Annotated in this window: 22 protein-coding genes; 9 read left to right on the top strand and 13 right to left on the bottom strand. The window is 39.4% G+C overall.

From position 1 onward, the window contains the following. Positions 1 to 10 precede the first annotated feature (10 nt). From HDE70_RS14605 to HDE70_RS14590, 4 genes are all read left to right on the top strand, one after another. Complete coding sequence (locus tag HDE70_RS14605) at positions 11 to 178, top strand: NAD-dependent epimerase/dehydratase family protein (RefSeq protein ID WP_183869438.1); 168 nt, start codon at positions 11 to 13, stop codon at positions 176 to 178. Continuing rightward, the gene (locus HDE70_RS14600) at positions 175 to 822 is read left to right on the top strand and encodes an epimerase (RefSeq protein ID WP_183891077.1); all 648 of its coding nucleotides are present in this window, start codon (positions 175 to 177) and stop codon (positions 820 to 822) included. The genes HDE70_RS14605 and HDE70_RS14600 overlap by 4 nt, the downstream gene beginning before the upstream one ends. Before the next feature lie 37 nt (positions 823 to 859). Then, positions 860 to 1,957, top strand: coding sequence for an MBL fold metallo-hydrolase (locus tag HDE70_RS14595; protein ID WP_183891076.1), 1,098 nt, complete (start codon positions 860 to 862; stop codon positions 1,955 to 1,957). A gap of 156 nt (positions 1,958 to 2,113) precedes the next feature. Further along, the gene (locus HDE70_RS14590; RefSeq protein ID WP_183891075.1) at positions 2,114 to 3,016 is read left to right on the top strand and encodes a PhzF family isomerase; all 903 of its coding nucleotides are present in this window, start codon (positions 2,114 to 2,116) and stop codon (positions 3,014 to 3,016) included. Between the two features lie 19 nt (positions 3,017 to 3,035). Here HDE70_RS14590 and HDE70_RS14585 read toward each other — a convergent pair whose 3' ends face one another. The 7 genes from HDE70_RS14585 to HDE70_RS14555 all read right to left on the bottom strand — a co-directional run bounded on the left by HDE70_RS14585 (position 3,036) and on the right by HDE70_RS14555 (position 10,583). Further along, on the bottom strand, positions 3,036 to 3,386 hold the full coding sequence (locus HDE70_RS14585; RefSeq protein ID WP_183891074.1) for a DUF2200 domain-containing protein: 351 nt from the start codon (positions 3,384 to 3,386) through the stop codon (positions 3,036 to 3,038). Between the two features lie 130 nt (positions 3,387 to 3,516). Continuing rightward, positions 3,517 to 5,151: an ABC-F family ATP-binding cassette domain-containing protein gene (locus HDE70_RS14580; protein WP_183869442.1), complete on the bottom strand. Its 1,635-nt coding sequence runs from the start codon at positions 5,149 to 5,151 to the stop codon at positions 3,517 to 3,519. A 136-nt stretch (positions 5,152 to 5,287) separates the two neighbouring features. After that, entirely contained in the window at positions 5,288 to 6,103 is an 816-nt protein-coding gene (locus HDE70_RS14575) for a helix-turn-helix domain-containing protein (RefSeq protein ID WP_183891073.1), read from the bottom strand. Beyond that, entirely contained in the window at positions 6,104 to 7,075 is a 972-nt protein-coding gene (locus HDE70_RS14570) for an aldo/keto reductase (protein WP_183869444.1), read from the bottom strand. A 105-nt stretch (positions 7,076 to 7,180) separates the two neighbouring features. Beyond that, positions 7,181 to 7,990 carry a DJ-1/PfpI family protein gene (locus HDE70_RS14565; protein ID WP_183869445.1) on the bottom strand — a complete coding sequence of 270 codons (810 nt, stop codon included), beginning with the start codon at positions 7,988 to 7,990 and terminating at the stop codon, positions 7,181 to 7,183. An 80-nt stretch (positions 7,991 to 8,070) separates the two neighbouring features. Beyond that, complete coding sequence (locus tag HDE70_RS14560; RefSeq protein ID WP_183891072.1) at positions 8,071 to 8,988, bottom strand: GlxA family transcriptional regulator; 918 nt, start codon at positions 8,986 to 8,988, stop codon at positions 8,071 to 8,073. 152 nt (positions 8,989 to 9,140) lie between these two features. Then, complete coding sequence (locus HDE70_RS14555) at positions 9,141 to 10,583, bottom strand: amidase (protein WP_183891071.1); 1,443 nt, start codon at positions 10,581 to 10,583, stop codon at positions 9,141 to 9,143. Positions 10,584 to 10,670: 87 nt separating this feature from the next. On the opposite strand from HDE70_RS14555, the gene HDE70_RS14550 reads away from it, so the two are divergent. The 4 genes from HDE70_RS14550 to HDE70_RS14535 all read left to right on the top strand — a co-directional run bounded on the left by HDE70_RS14550 (position 10,671) and on the right by HDE70_RS14535 (position 14,294). After that, positions 10,671 to 11,537: an AraC family transcriptional regulator gene (locus HDE70_RS14550; protein WP_183891070.1), complete on the top strand. Its 867-nt coding sequence runs from the start codon at positions 10,671 to 10,673 to the stop codon at positions 11,535 to 11,537. Between the two features lie 331 nt (positions 11,538 to 11,868). Further along, on the top strand, positions 11,869 to 12,468 hold the full coding sequence (locus HDE70_RS14545) for a Crp/Fnr family transcriptional regulator (RefSeq protein WP_183891069.1): 600 nt from the start codon (positions 11,869 to 11,871) through the stop codon (positions 12,466 to 12,468). 62 nt (positions 12,469 to 12,530) lie between these two features. Continuing rightward, positions 12,531 to 13,283, top strand: coding sequence for an SDR family NAD(P)-dependent oxidoreductase (locus tag HDE70_RS14540; RefSeq protein ID WP_183891068.1), 753 nt, complete (start codon positions 12,531 to 12,533; stop codon positions 13,281 to 13,283). A gap of 39 nt (positions 13,284 to 13,322) precedes the next feature. Further along, a complete protein-coding gene (locus HDE70_RS14535; RefSeq protein ID WP_183891067.1) occupies positions 13,323 to 14,294 on the top strand; it encodes an NADP-dependent oxidoreductase in 972 nt (323 codons plus the stop codon). Between the two features lie 366 nt (positions 14,295 to 14,660). Here the strand turns inward: HDE70_RS14535 and HDE70_RS14530 are convergent, their stop codons facing one another. The 6 genes from HDE70_RS14530 to HDE70_RS27435 form a co-directional block, all read right to left on the bottom strand. Continuing rightward, positions 14,661 to 15,761, bottom strand: a complete 1,101-nt coding sequence (locus tag HDE70_RS14530) for a hypothetical protein (RefSeq protein ID WP_183891066.1) — start codon at positions 15,759 to 15,761, stop codon at positions 14,661 to 14,663. A 69-nt stretch (positions 15,762 to 15,830) separates the two neighbouring features. Beyond that, positions 15,831 to 16,205, bottom strand: coding sequence for a type II toxin-antitoxin system VapC family toxin (locus tag HDE70_RS14525; protein ID WP_183891065.1), 375 nt, complete (start codon positions 16,203 to 16,205; stop codon positions 15,831 to 15,833). Continuing rightward, complete coding sequence (locus HDE70_RS14520; protein ID WP_183891064.1) at positions 16,199 to 16,474, bottom strand: hypothetical protein; 276 nt, start codon at positions 16,472 to 16,474, stop codon at positions 16,199 to 16,201. The genes HDE70_RS14525 and HDE70_RS14520 overlap by 7 nt, the downstream gene beginning before the upstream one ends. Positions 16,475 to 16,580: 106 nt before the next feature. Further along, positions 16,581 to 18,269, bottom strand: a complete 1,689-nt coding sequence (locus HDE70_RS14515) for a DUF4209 domain-containing protein (RefSeq protein ID WP_183891063.1) — start codon at positions 18,267 to 18,269, stop codon at positions 16,581 to 16,583. 212 nt (positions 18,270 to 18,481) lie between these two features. After that, positions 18,482 to 18,799, bottom strand: coding sequence for a hypothetical protein (locus tag HDE70_RS14510; RefSeq protein ID WP_183891062.1), 318 nt, complete (start codon positions 18,797 to 18,799; stop codon positions 18,482 to 18,484). Between the two features lie 141 nt (positions 18,800 to 18,940). Next, on the bottom strand, positions 18,941 to 19,087 hold the full coding sequence (locus HDE70_RS27435) for a histone H1 (protein ID WP_317617420.1): 147 nt from the start codon (positions 19,085 to 19,087) through the stop codon (positions 18,941 to 18,943). Positions 19,088 to 19,177: 90 nt separating this feature from the next. Between HDE70_RS27435 and HDE70_RS14505 the strand changes: the two genes are divergently transcribed. Then, positions 19,178 to 20,899, top strand: a complete 1,722-nt coding sequence (locus HDE70_RS14505) for a recombinase family protein (protein ID WP_183891061.1) — start codon at positions 19,178 to 19,180, stop codon at positions 20,897 to 20,899. The last annotated feature ends 60 nt before the right edge of the window (positions 20,900 to 20,959 follow it).

Below are 20,959 nucleotides of genomic sequence, written 5' to 3'. Positions count from 1 at the left end.
TTTCATGAATATGCTGAAGGAAAATAATCAAATATTAATTTTAGTAACAGGTGGTACGGGCTTTGCAGGTATTCATGCATTCCATCAACTTTTGCAAAAAGGTTATCAGGTATGCTTTATTGCATTAGCAGGCGGCACCATGCCCCTACCAGAAAGTTTATTAAAATGTAACCTATGAAAATAATATTAACAGGAGCCACAGGGATGGCTGGTCAGGGTGTTCTATTAGAATGCCTGCAAAATAATGCCATTACAGCAGTATTAATGGTGAATAGAAAACATCTGGACATTATACATCCTAAATTAAAGGAATTACTGGTTCCGGATTTCCTGAAGATAGGAGATTATAGTGATGCGTTAAAGGGTTATGATGCCTGCTTTTTCTGTGCTGGTATCAGTTCTTTAGGGATGAACGAAGAAAAATACACCGTCATTACCTACGATACAACGATGCAATTTGCAAAAACACTGGTTGCGATTAACCCAGCTATGGTTTTCAATTACATCACAGGGACAAGTACAGACAGCACAGAGAAAAGCAAAACAATGTGGGCCAGGGTTAAAGGCAAAACTGAAAACGACTTGATGAAGTTGCCCTTTAAAGGACAATATAATTTTCGCCCGGGGGGCATGTCGCCTGTAAAAGGACAGAAAAATGCTAAAGTGCTCTATGTGATTATTGTAAAAATCATCAGCGTTTTTTCACCTGAGAGCGTTCTCAGTCTGAATGAGTTGGGACAGGCCATGATTAATGCAGTACGATATGGATATCCTAAACAAGCGCTGGAAATCAGTGATATAAAAAAACTGGCCAAAGAATAGATGAATGAAAAAATTCTTTAAAATTCTAAAACGAACCATGCAGATACTTTTAGTGCTGGTCGTATTGACAGCAATCCTTACATTTTTCTATATGCGCCAGGCCAGATTCGGAAAATTACCAGTCGGAGAACGCTTAGCAAGAATTGAAAAATCAGCACATTATAAAGATGGCAGTTTTCGAAATCTGATTGAAAAGCCTACGCTTACAGCAGGACATTCTATATTGGGTGAATTGTATAAAACACTTTTCATCAAATATCCTAACCGCAGCCCTGTTGATTCCCTGCCTTCGGTAAAAACTGATTTAAAGAATTTACCAATTGATAGTAACCTGATTGTCTGGTTTGGACATTCTTCTTTTTACATGCAGCTTGATGGAAAGAGATTTTTAGCAGACCCGGTATTCAGTGGATCAGCCTCCCCCATTCCGGGTTCAGTCAAGGCTTATAAGGGAAGCGATATTTACACAGCTCAGGAGATGCCTGAAATTGACTATCTGCTGATCTCCCATGACCATTATGATCATTTAGACTATGAAACTATACTCGCCTTAAAAAACAAGGTAAAACGGGTGGTCTGCGGATTAGGTGTCGGTGCACATTTTGAACTCTGGGGTTATTCGCCCGAACAGATCATAGAAAAAGACTGGTCTGAAAAAGTGGAAGTGGCTCCGGGTTATACCATCTTTACGGAATCAACACATCACGACGGTGGCCGCGGGTTTACACGAAGCAAAGCATTGTGGTTATCTTTTTTAATTCAATCTCCAACTATGAAAGTCTATTATAGCGGTGATGGTGGCCATGATAATCGTTTTGCAGAAATTGGCAAGAAATATGGAGCAATAGACTGGGCAATTATGGAATGCGGACAATACAATGAAGCCTGGCAATCTGTACACGAATTACCTGAAGAAGTGGCACAGGCAACGGTACAATTACAAGCAAAGAACATGCTGCCGGTTCATCATTCTAAATTTACACTGGCAAATCATGCATGGAATGAGCCGCTGAATAAAATAACTGGGTTTTCGAACCATAAACCATATCGTCTGGCTACGCCTATGATAGGAGAAGTTGTATACCTGAATGATCATGCACAGGTATTTACAAAGTGGTGGGAAGCTGTAAACTAGCATTGATCTGAAGATTACCGGAATAACATCCTGCTACTGTTATCAATTGACACATCGCTGTCCTGATTGTAAATTTGAATATATTTGAAATTATATTCAATTCATGCCATAAACGAAAATTTACGGAGGCAAAACTCACAACAAACCGAAACGGTTATGAAGACTTTTAAAATATATCAAATAGATGCTTTCACGAAAGAGAGATTTAGTGGAAATCCGGCAGGAGTTGTTGTAAATGCGGACGGATTGAATGAGGCTCAAATGCAACAGATTGCAAGAGAACTAAATAATTCTGAGACAGCTTTTCTTTTCTCTCCTGAGGACAATGATTCTGATGGCTCAATCAGATATTTTACGCCAACAGCTGAGGTTCCAATTTGTGGGCACGCTACAATTGCCGCGATGTATGCAAAAGCGATTGAATATAATTTGAATTCTTGTATTTTAAAATTTAAAACCAAGGTTGGTACGCTTCCTTTCGAGATCATTAAGGAAAATGGGGATTACCAGGTCATCATGACCCAGGGTAAATTTGAGCTTAGTCCTGCATTTGACACGATAACAACTGAACAAATATTAGCTGCATTAGGACTTGATTATGCTGATACTGATGAAAGATGCCCGGTTCAGATTGCTTCTACAGGACATTCAAAAGTTATGATTGGGATAAAAAGCAAGGAAAAGCTCAACGATTTAAATCCAGATTATAGTAGTTTGATTGCGCTGAGTAAACAGATTAATTGCAATGGATATTTCGTATTCACATTTGACTCGGATAATGACGACCTGTTAACTCATGGAAGAATGTTTGCCCCTGCAATCGGAATAAATGAAGATCCGGTTACAGGTAATGCAAACGGGCCATTAGGCGGATACCTGATACAGCATAAAATTGTTGATTTTAAGGGTAATCTATTTGAATTCAACGGTAAACAAGGAGAGAAAATAAACAGGCCCGGGGTAATTAATGTCAGCGTTAAAATTGAAAACGATTTACCTGTACTGATTAAAATAAAAGGTAACGCTACAGTGGTCTTTAAAACTGAGATCGAAATCTAATCTTTCAAACAGTGATTGTTTACTTTCTCAGAACCTTATCCATTGCCTTCCCTTTTGCCAGTTCATCAATCAGCTTATCTAAATAACGTATTTTTTGCATGAGTTCTTCCTTGATTTCTTCTACACGGTAACCGCAAATTACACCGGTAATTTTTGAAACATTTGAATTTATTTGCGGTGCCTGAACAAAAAAAGTTTCAAAATCGGTTTTGTTGTCCAGATGCTGCTGCAACATTTGCTGATCGTATCCTGTCAACCAAAATATGATTTCATCCACTTCATCTTTTGTACGGCCTTTTTTCTCTGCTTTTTGAATGTAATGTGGATAAACGGATGCAAAAGACATTTTATACACTCTAGTATTATTCATTTTACCTGTTTAATACTTAAAGATATTTATTCTGTTGGAGAAACTCAGATAAATTAATACGTAAAAAGCCTCCGATTTTACATCGCAGGCTTTTTACGTATTTTAATTATCAAGGGTTAAATTGAAAGGTTTAACCTTGCTCGATTTCTTTTAAACTATTCATTTTCTTGTAAGCCAGAAACCCTTTGATATCTTCAAAATGCTCTCTGACACGTTTATTACCAAACTCGAATACTTTTGTTACCAGTCCATCCAGGAAATCCCGATCATGGGATACCAGGATCAAAGTACCATCAAAATCCTTAAGGGCATCCTTGATAATATCTTTGGTCTTCATGTCCAGGTGATTGGTTGGCTCATCCAGTATTAACACATTTACAGGTTCTAAAAGTAATTTGATCATGGCCAGACGGGTTTTCTCTCCTCCGGAAAGTACCTTAACTTTTTTCGTGGTATCATCGCCACTGAACATAAAGGCGCCCAAAAGGTCTTTAACTTTTATACTCCCGTCGCTTAATGGAATCTGGTTAATGGTTTCGAATACTGTTAAATTCTCATCAAGTAATGAGGCCTGGTTTTGGGCAAAGTATCCAATCTTGGCATTGTGACCTACTTTTAAACTTCCTTCAAAATCGATCTCGCTCATAATGGCTTTGATCATAGTTGACTTACCTTCACCATTTTTACCGACAAAAGCCAATTTTTCTCCCCGTTCGATTACCATGGATGCCTTTTCAAACACTACATGATCGCCGTAAGTTTTAGTGAGTTCTTCTACAATTACCGGATACTGACCAGAACGCGGCGATGGTGGGAATTTTAATCGTAGTGCCGAAGTATCTACTTCATCGATCTCAATAACTTCAAGTTTTTCAAGCATCTTTACACGCGATTGCACCTGCAAGGTTTTGGAATAGGTTCCTCTGAAACGGTCTATAAATTCCTGGTTATCTGCAATAAAACGTTGTTGTTCTTCGTAAGCTTTCAACTGATGTACGCGACGGTCAGCGCGCAGCTGTAGATAATGAGTGTATTTGGCTTTGTAATCATATATTCTACCCATAGTCACCTCAATGGTACGACTGGTAATGTTATCTACAAATGCACGGTCATGTGAGATTACTATAACTGCTTTTGCAGAGTTGATCAGGAAATCTTCCAACCATTGTATACTCTCGATATCCATGTGGTTGGTAGGCTCATCCAATAAGATGAGGTCAGGTTTCTTTAACAAAATTTTGGCCAGCTCGATACGCATGCGCCATCCGCCCGAAAACTCAGAAGTTTGACGGGTAAAGTCCTTGCGCTCAAAACCTAAGCCTTTGAGCACTTTTTCTACCTCTGCATCATAATTAGTCTCTTCGATCGAATAAAATTTCTCGCTCAGTTCCGACACGCGTTCGATCAGCTTCATGTAGTCATCACTTTCGTAATCGGTACGAATAGTAAGTTGCTCATTCAGCTCATCAAGCTCTTTTTGCATCTGGTTTACCTCTTCAAAAGCTTTCATGGTTTCTTCAAAAACGGTAACCTTATCATCGGTAAGCAAATGCTGTGGCAAGTATGCGATTACTGCGTCCTTTGGACCTGTGACGTTACCAGAAGTAGGTTTGGTCACATCAGCAATAATCTTTAGAATGGTCGACTTACCTGCACCATTTTTACCCATCAGGGCTATTTTATCGTTCTCGTTTATCGAAAAGGTTACGTCGCTAAACAGGGTGGTTCCGCCAAATGAAACGGAGATGTTGTTTACATTAATCACAGTATGAGAATATTGAATTACCGGCAAAGATAAGGGAAAGAGATTGGATTACAGAGATCCAAAGTTATTTGTAAAAGATAAAACACTGTATACAGCAGAAAATATACAAACCCTGCTTTTCTGCACACAATAAAGATCAACCATAATTAAGCTCAGTAGGCGTCACGCCAAACTTTTTCTTGAAGGAATGAGAGAAGTGTGACAGGCTCTCAAAACCCAGATCAAGATAGATGGCTGAAGGCTTTTGGTGTTTGTTCGCGATAAGATGTTTTGCTTCGGTCAGCCTTTTGTCCAGCAGCCATTGACGTGGCGGTAAACTAAAAGTTTTTTGGAAATCACGTTTGAAAGTTGCCAGGCTGCGACCAGTCAGCTGTGCAAATTTTTCGACAGGGACGTTGAAATGAAAGTTGCTGAGCATAAACCTTTCTAAATTGATCTTATGAGGTTCTGAAAAGTCGAATAAAAAGTTGCGAAGTCCCGGAAGGGCAAGTAGCAACAACTTAACTGCTTCTTTCACTTTCAGAATGCCCATGGTATCTGTCATGGTCGCTCCTGAGCTTCGCGCGTACGGAACAATAGATTGAAAATACCCTTGCAGAAATTCGTTACATGGAATTAGAATATTTGGAGGACCTATATATTTCCGATCTGCTTCGAGCTTTTCTTCTAACACAATCTTGCGTAAAAGTTCTTCCTGCAGGGATATTACGATTGTTTCATAGTTTCCCCCTGGTTTTGGTGTTTTAATGATTGAACCCAGCTGATTTTTGCCGATCAGCAGCATTTCTCCTCCGTTCATCGAAATATTTTGCATAGACGTCTCTAAGATAAACTGCCCTGAAACCTGCAATACTAAGGTATGGTGATTCCATAAACATACTTTCTCTTTCCGTTCAGCAGATAGGTAAGAATAGAAGATCACGCCGGGAAGAATTTCAGCTGGACTTGTCATTTAGCGTTGTAAGTAAGTGCCGCCAGATATAGCGCCTATTGTAAATGTAGTGTTTAAAGTGTTCATTTCTTCCGGCGTAAATACAATATCCATCGCTGCAATATTTTCTGGCAAACGCGATCTGCGGCTCATGCTTACTAAAGACATGATATGATCTCCTTGCTCTTTCACCCAGGCGATCGCAACCTGTGTTGGCGTACAACCTTTATTGCTGGCTAATTGCTTTAAGACTTCTACTTTTTCCAGGTTATTAATTAGGTTTTCACCTTGAAAACGAGAAAAATGGTTACGGTAATCTTTTTCTTCAAGCGGCGCTTTCATTTCACCCGTCAATAAGCCCTCCGCAGTATTAGCAAAGGCCACTATGCCAATACCCAATTCTTTTGCTGTTGGCAGCAGGTCTCTTTCTATTTGGCGGTCGGCCAGAGAATAACCGATCTCCAGCGCGCTTATGGGGTGGATGCTGTTAGCTTTACGAAGTTGATCAGTTGTAATTTCAGATAGGCCAATGTGACGAACTTTACCTTCTTTAATCAGGTCGGCGATCGTTCCAATGATATCTTCCACTGGTACACTGTTGTCCATTCGGCTGGGCTGGTAGAGGTCAATTGTTTCAATACCCAAACGGGTCAGAGAGTAGTTTATAAAATTCTTGATAGCGATGGGCCTCAGATCCATTCCCACCCACCGGCCGTTGTGAAAGATGGCACCGAATTTTACACTGATGAAGGCATCGTCGCGCCTTCCTTTGATAGCTTTACCTATCAGCATCTCATTATGACCAGCACCGTAAAAGTCTCCGGTGTTCAAAAAATTAATATCATTATCCATTGCCTCATGAATTGTAGCGATACTTTCTGCTTCCTCAGGTGTAGAACCGCCCCAGATAGAAGACATACGCATACAACCTAAGCCAAGTTTGGAAACGAACGGGCCATTTTGACCCAACTGAATTTTGGTGATGTTTTTCATGCTATAAAGATCATGCTTCAAAATACATTACACTTGTTTCCACGGCTCAAATAGTTTGTCTGTATAGCTCAATTTATCAATGATATCCTATTAACAACTCAACTTTTAACGCTGATTGTTGGAAATTTTAGTTTTTGACAACTCCTGGTGCGATAGATCCATACCTTGTTCAGGCACATATTTATCATATTCCATTTGTTTTGCAACTTCTTCTGCCACGTCTTTACCTCTTAATTTTGAAACCAGGTGCAAAGCACCATCTATACCAGCTGATATCCCTGCTGTGGTGATTACTCTGCCATTATCAATATAGCGGACATTTTGACGTACTATAGCTTTCGGTACAGCTTTTTGAAGATTTGTTATGCTTTTATGAAAAGTGGTCACTGTAAGCTGATCAAGCAACCCCGCTTTCCCAAGAATAAATGCTCCAGTACAAACAGAAAAATAGCTTTTAGTAGTACTGTCTCTGGATTTTATCCAGGAAATAACTTCAGGATCATCTGTTGCCACTTCATCTGAACCACCAAATACTGCAAAAATATCTGTTTGCGGGGCGTCTTTAATGCTGTAATCAGGAGTGATCTTTAAAATTCCCTGTGATAAAAGAGGAGCTTTAGTTTTTGCGACTGTGATGATTTTGAATCCTGCATAAGAAAAGACTTCCATAGGCCCCGCAAAGTCAAGTATTTCTACTCCATCATATAAGTAAAAGCAAACTGATATTTTTTGATCCTTTGACATCCGTTGATTTTCCCCGGCTAATGTCATCCCACAATGCGCACAAACCCCGGGTTGCCGATAAGTAGCAGTATCACATGAATGGCTGCAAGGCGGACATACATATGTGGTTGCATTTACATGCGTAAACGCAAAGCATGGAATAAAAAAGATTAAGAGTAATAACTGCTTCATAAATGTATTATTTAAATTCAAAATTAATTGAATACAGTTCATAAATCAGGACAGCCATAGTAACAATCCGGCCATTATATCTATACTTTTGCTTCCTTAATTAACTTCCTCAGCTGAGCAGTGTTATTATAACCACATTCTTTCGCTACCCAAGTCACTTTTTGCCTGGTTTTAAGCAGATGTTTTGCTTTTTCCTGTCTTAACGATTGAATATATTGACCGATAGTAACTCCTGTGGCAGATTTGAACAACCGTGTAAGATTCCGCGGACTAATAAAGGCTAATTCAGCCAATTCTTCTATTGTTATTTTATGATTTAAATGCTTAGTAATATAATCCTGTACCTGATGTATACGATGGTTAATATGCTGCCTGTTTTGCAGATAAATGCTATTTTGTGCTTCCATTCCATCCCTGCGTATGTAAACAACCATATCTTTTGCCACAAGACATGCAAAAGCTGCTCCGTGCTGCTCTTCAACAAGGTAGAGTGCGAGATCAATACCTGTAGCAATTCCCGCGCTGGTGAAGATCCTGCCACTTTGCACAAATAGTTTATTCTCTATTACCTTAAGCAGAGGGTATTTCTGTTGTAAAGCTGTAGTCCATGCCCAATGCGTAGTACAATTTTGCCCATTTAAGAGTCCGGCAGCCGCAAGAGCAAAAGCTGCTGTACAAATTGAAGATATCGTAGCGCCAGTTGCAGCAGCAGCCTGTAACCAGGGTATCCAGAGGTGATCATCTGCTCTATTCCATTTTTTAATTTCCATTCCGGCTACGATGACAATATCATCCATACTAACTGTTACTGAACTTAGGGGCTCAACATTTGTAAACCCAAGACCTGATGAGGTGCCCGGATTGTCATATGGCGAAACATAATGCATATTGTATTTCTTTCCGCAGCATCCGGATTCATAAAAAACGGTTACTGCACCAGCCAGATCCAGAAGGTGAACGCTATTAAATATGAAAAATATAACACGATTGGGGCGCATTTTTCAAAGTTAATATATTAGTATAAGAAATAATATGGTCAGGACTGAATGTGGAGGTATCCGTTTCAATAAAAAAATAAGACCAGCTACCTTCAAGGTTCTTTTTCATGATATAGAAGCATCCAGGAAATTAACCCAAGTCTACGAAGAAGCTATATGCCAACATGATTTTCAGGTTTACGGTTATTCCATGGCTCAGCAAGCTCTAATTGTGCCGCCAGGTTAAATAACATGGCCTCATTTCCGATTTTTGTTGAAAATGTTATACCGATAGGCATTCCGGTACTGCTCCATCCTAAAGGCAGTGTAATGGCAGGGGCACCTGAAATATTGAATACCTGTCCAAAAGGGGCAACTTTACAGGCTTCGAGTACCCAATTGTGCCAGGTAAAATCATGTTCCTGAATTTTCGAACGATCTGCCAAAGGAGCCTGAACCGCATTTGTAGGCGTAATCATAATATCATACTTTTCAAAAAAATTACCCACGGCACGGGCTACGGTATTAGAATACTCCACGGCGGCTATCAGATGCTGTGCAGTATAAGTCATTCCATCGTAATACCCTTTAAGGGTACTTTGTTCAAGTGTTTTTGCTGAGATTTCTCTTCCTGTTATAACTTGCAGATTGTTGATGCCATAAGTAGTATAAGAAGCCCATATGGTTTCTATACAATTCAGCAACTGTCCTTCATCGAGGTCAAAGCGATTCATATCTACCAGATGGCCCATTGATTCACATAGTTTTGCGGCCAGCATAGTGGCTTCAAGTACTTCAGTATCTACATTTGCACTAATCCATGGCTCTACATTTACAGCAATTCTAAGTGGTGCTGGATTTTCTAACATAGCCGACAGATATGATGTCCCATTTTTGGGCGTGTAATAAAATTCACCCGCTGCTGGTCCGGCAGTTGCATCCAGTACAGCAGCAGAATCTCTTACCGTTCTGGTTAAAACATGTTCAGTAGCCAGGCCCAGGAAAAACTGACCGGCACCCGGACCTACTGGATTAAGGTTTCTGCTGGGTTTTAGACCAACCAGGCCGTTGAATCCTGAGGGCGTCCGGATCGAACCGCCAAGATCTGTTCCATGAGCGACAGGAACTATGCCTGCGGCAACTGCTGCGGCAGAGCCTCCTGAAGAGCCGCCCGGGGATAAATCTAAGTTCCAGGGGTTGCGGGTGATACCACAGGCCAGGGACCCGGTAAATGCTGCACTGCCAAATTCTGGGGTAGTAGTGCGGCCTAAAATATTGAATCCTGCAATTTTATATCGTTTTACCAGTTCGCTGTCATGATCAAACTTTAATCCACGGGCTATTCTGCTACCCATCTCTGCATTTTTATTTGCCTCATAGGAACCCAGATCTTTCAATAACATTGGAACACCATCGTAAGGTTCATGATTTGCTAAAAGCCCATTAGAGACCACTGCCCGCTCTTCGTAATATTCAACTATGGCATTTAATTTCGGATTGATCGTTTGAATAGCCTTTATTGCACATGCTGCAACTTCAGATTTAGTTACTTCTTTTTTTCTAATCAGCTCTGCCAGCCCCAGGCCATCAAAGGAGCTATATTCTTGTAAATTCATCTTTTTTATTTTTTGTAATAGCAAATTTATGCTGGTAATACACCTTTACATCTGTATTAATTTGCCATAAAAAAGGTAAATTTGGACGTGAAACAAAATCTTTATTACCCATTTGAAATCCTCTATAAGGAGATTAATGAATGTTTGAAATCTGGTTATAGCCAGAATTTCTTCGAACTGGTTTATATAGTGGAGGGTACCGGGATACAACATATTAATAAGAATACCTTTAATTATGCTGCTGGTCATTTGTTGCTAATCACTCCGGAGGATCATAACTCGTTTGAGGTGATCACAACGACGAAGATTTTGTTTATTTGTTTTAGTGATATTTATCTCAAGTCTGCCCCCGTTGGTGTGCATGAGAAAGAGCGGGCACAGTGGGTAAAAAGACTGAATTTTATACTTCATCATGCCAGCCATTTACCAGGATGCATTTTAAAAGAGGAGATTGATAAGGCATTAGTGAAATCGTTGGCCGCAAGCATTGTAGAAGAACAGCGGTATAGACAACTTTATAGTAAAGAGTTGATTCAGCAATTGATGAATAGTCTGATCTTATTGGTTGCGAGGTCTATTGCGGAAAGTTTACCAGAAAAAATCTCCCCGGTTACTGATCAGAAACTTTTAAGCGTGTTTCAGTATATACAGGACCATATTTATTTTCCTGATAAACTGAAAGTGTCAGTTATATGTATTCAGTTCAATATATCCCCTAACTATTTTGGTAAGTTTTTTAAAAGGCATACTGGTGAAACTTTACAGGATTACATATTGAAATCTAAGATAAAAATCGTTGAAACAAGATTATTGAGCAGTGATATGAGGATCAATGAAATTGTTAGTGAGTTGAAATTTTCTGATGAGAGTCACTTGAACAGGGTATTTAAAAAATATAAAGGAATGAGTCCTTCGTCATTTCGGAAAAATGGACAATTATTGAAAATATGCTAAGACACAAAAAAGCCTCCGATTTTCATCGAAGGCTTTTGAGTCGTACCCCCGGACGTAATAAGATCGAACCAATTTAAAGATGATCTTCTTAAAATCGCACTAATACCTATCTAAAGAGTACAAATGGGAATTGCTACAAGTTTTTTTATTGAAGTTGTATAAAGGACACTTACGATTAATCTACTGTCTATCATTAATTTAAACTTAAAAACTGCCAGCAACCAAATTGTTGATAAAACTCAATGTGGTTGCATATCACAGATATCTAAGGATTTGCACCTATGACTTCCCCATAATTGTCCTCAAATGTTTTTTTTACCTTTGCATCACCATGTCTGAAAAGGAAATTACTATTTGGCTAACTAAACAACTTCGTCTTTTTATCCCAATAAAAGATAACGACGCCGCTCAAATTGCTTCTTTGTTTAAATTTCGTACAGTATCCAAGGGTGGTTACCTGCTTAAAGAAGGTCAATACGGGGATTGGTGGGGATTTGTTTACCAGGGTTTATTACGGTCCTATTCGTGTGATGCTAATAATATTGAATATACGAATGCTTTTTTTAGAGAAGGCTCGTTTACTTGCGAATTGGTAAGCTTTTCCGGTGCAGCGGTAAGTCAGACCAATGTGATAGCAATAGAGGATTCTCATATACTTTGTGTAAATAAACCAACCTTAGATAGGTTATTTAGAAATTATCCCGATTTTGAAAGGTTTGGAAGGTTATTATATGAAAAGATTCTTATTGAATACAAACAGCGCAATCTTTTTAGGGTAAGACTAAACGCACATGAACGCTATCTTCATTTTCTTACCCATGAGCCTGAACTGATCCAAAGAGTTCCCTTAAAATATATTGCCTCATATCTTAATGTAACCGATACCAGTCTAAGCCGTATCAGACGAAAGCTGCAACGGTTAGTTGACTGATTTCTTGTCTAAAGACAAGCGCAAAGCTCTTCGAAGCGTTCTATCTTGCAAAAAAACACAAGATGGAAACACGGAAAAAAATAGCTCTAATTACAGGTGCTAACAGGGGATTAGGCTTTGAGATCGCGCGTCAGTTAGGGAAAAGGCAAATCAAAGTTTTGATAGGTGCCAGGAATGCTGCCGCCGGAGAGGCCGCCACCAATAGGCTGATTGCCGAAGGAATTGATGCTATATTCATTTTGTTAGATATTACCCAGCCCGCTGGTATATCTAATGCTGTAACACTTGTTACTGAAAAATTCGGATACCTGGATATTTTAGTTAACAATGCAGCCTGCTTACCCAAAGCGACAGATGTAGGCTCGCCGAGCCAGGTAGGGAAACAATTATTACTCGATTTTCTGGAGACCAACTTTCTGGCACAGGTAAACTTAACCCAATCTTTTCTGCCGTTGATCAGGCAAAGCACCGCCGGGAGAATTGTAAATATGTCGTCCACAATTGGCTCAGTAACTATCTCTAGTGAACATTTACATCAAAACGGACCTAAACCGCCACGCATTCCCTATGCAGTTTCAAAAGCTGCATTCAATATGTTCACCGTACTACTGGCCAAAGAATTGAGACAGGAGGGAATAAAGGTAAACAGTGCAGATCCAGGATTAACCCAAACAGACGCAGGCGGACCGAATGCACCATACACCGTGGAGCAAGGTGCACGACCAGCAGTATGGTTAGCCTGTGTGGGTGACGATGGTCCTACCGGCTGCTTTTTCACCCACGTAGACAACCATGTAGTTAATAATCCATGGTAAAAATCAATTTGTAAAATTATAATCCATTTAGAATTAGATATGATGATAGAAATCATTGAAGTAAATCCGGGCACATTATCTGCAAAGGCAGTTACCTATGAAAGTTTAGGCGGAGCAGAAATCATAAAAATAGTTGATCGGACTGTTCGGATACCGGAAGCGGGAGAAGTGCGCATTCGTGTAAAAGCCGCGGGTGTCAATCCAACTGACGCACTCCTACGCAAAATGGATAATCCTATGGTGCGTTTTCCCGTTATTCCTGGTGCAGATGCAGCAGGTGTTATTGAATCAGTCGGATCAGGGGTGTCAAGGCTTAAGATTGGTGATGAAGTAATGGCTGTGCTCACAGCGTTCCGACCGGATGGCGGTGCACAAATTGGGTACTTAGTTGTACCAGCGGCATCAGTAGTCCTTAAACCAAAGAATGCCACTTTTGGTCAGGCGGCGGGATTGCCTATGAACGGGCTAACTGCCCTGCGAGCGCTTGAGCTAACTCAACTCAGGGCAGGACAAACACTGGCTATTACTGGTGGCGCAGGTGTCCTGGCGCACTATACAATCGCCGCTGCTAAAAGACTCGGCCTTATTGTGATCGCTGATGCAAAACCTGAAGAACACGACCTGGTACGCAACTACGGGGCGGACTTTGTTATTAAACGCGGAGATAATTTCACAGATCTAATCCGGCAACAATTTCCGCATGGCGTTGATGCGCTTGTTGATACGGCAGTATTGGTGCAGAAGAGTTTTCCGGCTATTCGTGATGGAGGTACATATATTGCTGTACGCCGATTGGGTGATGTTCCCACTGAACGGAATATCCAAATAAATATGGTTTGGGTACCGGATGTATTGGAAAACACCAGGGGACTCGAATTACTGAGCGAAATGGTTGAAAGCGGAGAAATTAAACTTAAGGTTGGCGGTGAATATCCGCCAGAGCGGGTTTTCGAAGCACAAGAGTCACTTGCAGCCGGAGGATTACGTGGTCGTCCAGTGATCTTATTTTGATAATAGCTAATGGGATTTGATAAAGCCAAATGTCCTGACAAAATTAATTGCATTGCATAATACCTTCCTATCAAGGTGTTATGCACCCCCCGGACGTACTAAGGTCGAACCAGTTTATAGAAGATCTGATGAAAATCGCCCATATACCACTATATGACGTAGAAATATGACATCGGAAGTGATAAGATAATTATGGAAAAGCTTAGGTATCTTAAACTATACACTAGGGTAAAAGATTATGAGTCTTCTAGCTAACCGCCCTTATATTAGGCAAAATGTGCTTTTCTGAATTACAGAAGCTATTTAAGAACTATTTTTGAAACCGAAAAATTTTGCTCCGTTACGTATTTGTTACGGTTTTTCTCATTAATTTTTAGGGGCCATTAAGGTTTGATAATCCTTCATTTTATTATAGGCAAGTATATGCAGTGACAATCCATCTGCTTTTGGGTCTGCCGTTAAGGTAACTCCATATAAAGTTGATTGTGTATTATCTTTTAAATCTTGTATTCCATGCACATAATTGAACAGCCAACTTCTTCCCGTCCAAAAATCACTGTCATCTAAAAAGTCAAGTTCATGGGGCTGTAGCTCGCTGTCACCATAATTATCCTTTCCATATATGGATGCAATCTTGTCGCATAATATTATAGTCCTCGATGTATCAACTTCAAACTTACTGTAATATGTAATATGTGTCTGGATGTTTTCATCAATAGTTCTAGATTTGTCAAATATTCTTATTCGTACTTCTTCAAAAATGTCCAGTTCAGGCGGGTCAAGTTGAAAGGTATAGTCAATAAATTTAACCTCTTTATTTTCAAGGCGGGGTTCTGCCTTTATTTCCTGCTGATCTAATATGTTATCGATCTCGTGCGTTAATATATTTAAGATTGTGCCGTTGTTTCGTGGTGTCAAGTCTATTGCTTTTTCAGGAGACATCTTTACAATAAACAAAAGCTGTCTTAACGGTTCGATCCTATAGTTCAGGGTAAAACCAAATCTACCTGTATTCCATACGTGAATAAGCTCATCGTTTTCTGATTTGTATATTCCTGTAGCTAGACTTTTGATCTTTTCCTCGTCATTGAAAGAGGAAAATTTATGGTCCATCACAAAACCTCCACCTAAATTGGTTTTGAGTTGATTATATAATGATTGGATGGGCCCCACCTTATGTATTTCAGTATAAAACATTAGCTGAATAGAATTATCATCCCGGTACTTTACTATCAAAGAATCGAACAGATTAAAAAACAACATACCAAATTTCATCTCCACTTTGATTACCCCATCAGCTACATCACTTGGGTTGCTTAAAATCTGCTCATGTGTTGCTTCCAATACATCGTTAGATCTGAGATTGAGCGCCTCAAAATAGTTCCAATCATTGGAAAAAGTGCTTGAAAGAAAGACGGCGAGTGAAGTTGAATTTGTGCCGGGCCGATTGAAAGAATTAAAAGCCATAATTTAACGAGATTTGGTATCCAAAAAATACGATTAATCCCGACAAAATCCAGGCAGTTGCTAAATATCTTAGCGTAGGATTTTTAATCCATCAATACGTTTAAAATGCTTTTTGTTGAGGGTAACAATGGGAAGTTCGTGAACTATGCAGGTTGCTGCGATAAAAATATCTCTAAATTCGATCATTTGATTGCTTAATCTAAGTTTATGGTACAGCTCTGCGGCTTTTTGTGCCACACTATCCGTGAAAGGAAGTACAGTAAAATTTTCAGTTATAACCATGACATCCTTTTCTTTGTCTTTATTAGTAGCTCCCATATAAAGCTCATACACGGTTACAGCAGAAACATAAATGTCGGTGCTTTCTGAAATCTTGTAAAGGGTAGTTGAAAGTTTGTCTTTGGCACGAAGGTGTTCAATAAAAATTCCAGTATCCGCTACCATCGTTGGGGCTTTAAGTTTTCAAAAGCTGTTTTACTTTCTTCAAAAACCTTAAGATCAGCATCAGACCAAACAGAGACATTCGCTAACTTTTTTCTAAAGTCTGATATATTAGCTTGTTTTTCTGGCTGTATAACAACGCCAAGCTCTTTGAGAATCTGTTTTACCAGTGAGCTTTTTGTTTCGGGGATATTGATGGTCAACCTTTCCATATTCAAATTTACAAATATTTCAGGACAATAAGTATGCAAAATTATTTGGTGTGTGCCCAATTTGTTAAAGTCTACAGCGAGAGCCACCGTGAAACTTTAAAATGGTTTGCTATTTTTAAATGAAATTTAACAGCCTGCCACCATGCGAAGTCGGAAAAAAAACAACCTAAAGCGCAGTAGTTTGATCAACGCCTCCCTGCTGGATCGACAACAAATAGCGTTCCAGATGGAGCGCTAATTTGAGGGCGATCCACCAGGTATAAAATCCCGGATACATAAAAAACCTACCTGTTGAGTACAGGCCATGGGCAACCAGGTTACGGATGTTTTCACCAAAAGATTCATTTAACAAGCCTTCCAGATCAAAAATGAGATCATCATCCAAAACGCCCTGCAAATGGTTAAAGTAAGTGGTGAGGCCATTGGCGGTTTGAATTTCTTCGACAATCTTGTGGGTAATTTTATCATGGCTTTCAAGCAGTACCTTTAACCCGTTTTCAATCTGTGGCAATAGCAGGTGCACTGCAACGGCAAAATTTCCGCAAAAGCCATGGTATAGTCCATGGGCGTACAGGTCCTTTCGTTCTTGGGGAACAAACGCGCTATCTGAGATCAGCCAATACACTTCTATCTCAGAAATGGAGAACTTTTCCGAGAACTTATCAAACGAAGGCTTCAAGATTTTCTTACAAATCACTTCCCGAGTCAAAGCAGCATCCTTATAAATCAACTTGGCATTATCCGGACTGACATCCACGGTGTTCCCGTAGGTATCCGTTATGGTTGACCCCATATGCTTCAAATGAAAGTACTCCATCTTTTTACTCTCCAGATCGGACAAGAAGGCTGATTTGGGTGGAAGCTCCCAGCTGATCAACCAGTAAACGCCCTGGATAAAATTTTCAAATTCAGGCATGTCAAATTCCAGTTGCTCTAATGGAACCGGTGGCAGAGCTCCTATGAGCTGCTGTTGCGCAGCAGCTTTTTTAAGGATCACAACCAACTTTTGCCGGTAGCCCTCGGTCTCCTGATTTTTGATTCCTAGATTTTGAAATACTCGAAGTCCCTTTTTATACCCTTCGGCGACCATGTATTGCAACGCGTTGGTGCGGCTGTCCCAATCGTTCACATCCATAATGTAAGACCGGGCCACTTCTATTCCGTAGAGAACTGAATCATCGGGCAACAATAAAGCCAAAACGTGGTTGCATTCCCGATAATGTTTAAATTCCCCACTATCCAGAAAAGGCTGGACCGCAGCTTTAATTTTATCGATTAGCGGAAGATATTGATTTGGTTCTTCCTGTATAGGAATCATTTCCTCAGTCAGTTTGGTGACCGAATAGCAATCCTTGCTCATATCTGCTGCCAGTACGGCATTTTTGATAGTCTCAAAGTAGAACTCAGCAGTTTGTTTCCTGCCTTTCCCTAATCCTACTAAGATCCTAAGTACCCTGATATAATAATCACGTTTGTCGTTTAGGGTCTCGCGATGCTCGCAAATTAGCCAGTAACTCTGGATCGCAAGTTTCACATGAACAAACTTGTTGCATTTGTTCACTTGGAGAACATCCAGGAAGAACGCCTTGATGTAATGGTTGTTTATACGCGGAGCAATCGCCTCTAAAACCGCGAGTGTTTCCCGACCCGGTTTGTAGTCGTTAATATCTTTGGCTTTAGAGTTAGGGTTGAGTAATGCCAGTTTTAAAACAACCTCCAGATAGGTAAATACCACCCTTTCGAGTTCCGGCAATTCCAGATCCGCCAATAACGACTCAGTTTTTGCCAAGATATGCCCTAGACGGTCTCCTGCCGTGAAGTATTTATTGATGATTTCATTTGAAACACCTGTCATATCATTTTTGGTTTTGATTAAAATCCCTTTTAGGTGTCTGCATTATTCCACTATTTTGATTGGACATTGATCGGATCAGTTTTCTGATGCGTGGTGCGTAGCCCTGTCCAGAAAGGGCTAAATGTTTTGCAAACGCCACTTGCGTAATATGGTGGGTCTGGTTGTGCATTACACCTGGTGTGTCTTTATATTCTACGGAAATGTTCATTTACCTATTTACTTACAGTAAAGGTTGAAAAATCGATACGGAAGTGCACCAGAAGCACTTCACAAAAGCGACCTATATAATAACCCTTTGTATCCTCATCAGGCACATTACCTGTCCACCAATCTGTTTCAATAACAAGCGCTTTATCATTCGGGGTAAATTTAAGGATTACGAGGTCATACCATTGAGCAGGTTTATGGGTGAGGTACACCGCTTTTTCGCCAGTGCGGGTCGCCCAGGTTTCCAGTATTCCATCCTCGACAGCATCAAATATTTTCTTCTTCAGAGCCTCGCCCTTGGTAGTAGGTATGGTAATGGTCATATTGAAAGTAATTTAAACTAGTAGATTTATTAATAAACTATTTTTCTAATATACCTAACTTTTACACTACACTTAATACGGAAAACCGTAAGGCTAAAAAAACACCTGACTGCTTCTAGTGGGCATTTTACTCACAACATACTATAGGTAATATTTTGCATTCTTGTGCTCTGTTAATTCTTTGTGGACATTTGTAGCGAGAACTTTTAAGTCCTGTAGGCCCTTTCGAAAATAGGTATCAGTAGCGGTATTATTCTTTTTGTACAACTTAACAGCATCAACCTCGATTGAATCAATTTAAGGATATTTTTTTGACCAAAAGAACGTTGAATATATGATTAAACTCTTAATGGTTAAAGAAGTAAGTGAATCAACCCAATGACAACAGCTTATTTATATGTCCGTGTAAGCACAGACGAACAAAAAAGAAAAGGCTATTCTCTCCCTGAACAGGAGGATCATTTGTTAAAATATTGCGAGTTCAATAACATAGAGGTTGTGGATATTTATCGAGAAGACTTTTCAGCGAAGAACTTCAACCGCCCAGAATGGAAGAAATTAATAACAACAATCAAAAAGAACTCAGGAAAAACAAAAAATAATATTCTTTTCATAAAATGGGATCGGTTTAGCCGCAATATTGAATATGCCTATGAAATGATTGGCATACTTCGAAATCTTAATGCCACTGCAATGGCAATTGATCAACCCATAGATTTCACTGTTCCTGAAAGTACTGTAATGCTAGCCGTATATTTATCTATTCCTGAAGCTGAAAATACCAGGAGAGCGTTAAACGTATCAAATGGCATCCGAAGGGCGAAAATGCTTGGAAGATGTCCAAATAAGGCGCCATTGGGTTTTCTCAATTGTACGGGGTTAGATGGCAGGAAACAGATTGTACCTGTTCAACCTACAGCAGATATCATTAAATGGGCATTTAAACAACTTGCAAAAAATTCGTTTAAGATAGAAACTGTGAGAAAAATGGCTTGCACCAAAGGACTAAAATCTTCAAGATCAGCATTCTGGAAGCTTATACGAAATCCGATGTACTGTGGACTAATTCCTTTAACCTTAAAAGGGCAGGCATCCGAGTTGATAAAAGCGGTTCATCAACCTCTAATTTCGGAATCACTATTTAATGAAGTCCAAGCTATCATTAATACTAAGAGAAGAACCACAAGCAAATCAGATGGACTAAACAATTTTTTCTTCCTTAAAGGTTTTTTAATCTGTCCCGTTTGTGAAAGAAAACTCCGTGGCAGTTTTTCCCGAGGTTCAACAAAAACATATCCTTATTATCATTGTTCAAGGGGCTGTAAAACAAGAATAAAAGCAGACATAATAAATAATGACTATAGTGAGAAATTGCAAGAATTATCCCTTTCAAATGGAGCAACAGAATTACTTAGGCTTGTTTTAGAAGATCTAAACATTAGGATACAGAAGACCGAATACTTACAGGATAGGAGACTATTGATAAAGCAGATCGAAGAACAACAGTTGATGCTTTCAAAGGCCAGGAAATTATTTGTGCAAGAGAAGTTGAAATTTGATGACTTCAAGGAACTTAAAACAGAATGTCAGACAATTTGCAATAATGTCGGAATGGAATTAAACAATAATACTGCGAAACTAAAATTACTTGAGAAACAATTCAAAGAAGCAGATAGATCCCTCACTAATATCTTTTACAGTTATTCGGAACTAGACATAATCGACAAAAAACACATTGTCAGCCTAATTACACCAGTTATTAAAGATGCCACGAAAGGCACTATATCGATAAAATTCAACAAAGTTTTGTCAAGCATTTTTTCTTTCAAAAGATCTCCGGAAACATTTGAAGAGTTAAGTTCAAATAATGGAATGAAGAATTTTACAGACAGAAAAGTTCCAGTTAGAAGAGCGATTGCAATAATGGCAAAAAACAATATCCAGATAAACGAAGATGAAGCAGCAGTAATTTTAGACCTTCTATATCGTATCGCAAAAACCTATAATCTTTATAAGATTAACAAGAGCGCGACCTTAAGTAAAGGTCGAACCAAAAAAAACGTCGTAAAGACTACCCCAAAGCGATATTTTAGACCATAATTCAAAAAGGTCTGAGAGGCTTTTTAGTAAAGATCGAACTAAGAATAACTAGAATATAAT

This window comes from Pedobacter cryoconitis (assembly GCF_014200595.1).
GTDB lineage: Bacteria > Bacteroidota > Bacteroidia > Sphingobacteriales > Sphingobacteriaceae > Pedobacter > Pedobacter cryoconitis_C.
The sequence above is the reverse complement of the archived record's forward strand: the minus strand, read 5'-3'. Positions and strand labels throughout refer to the sequence as shown.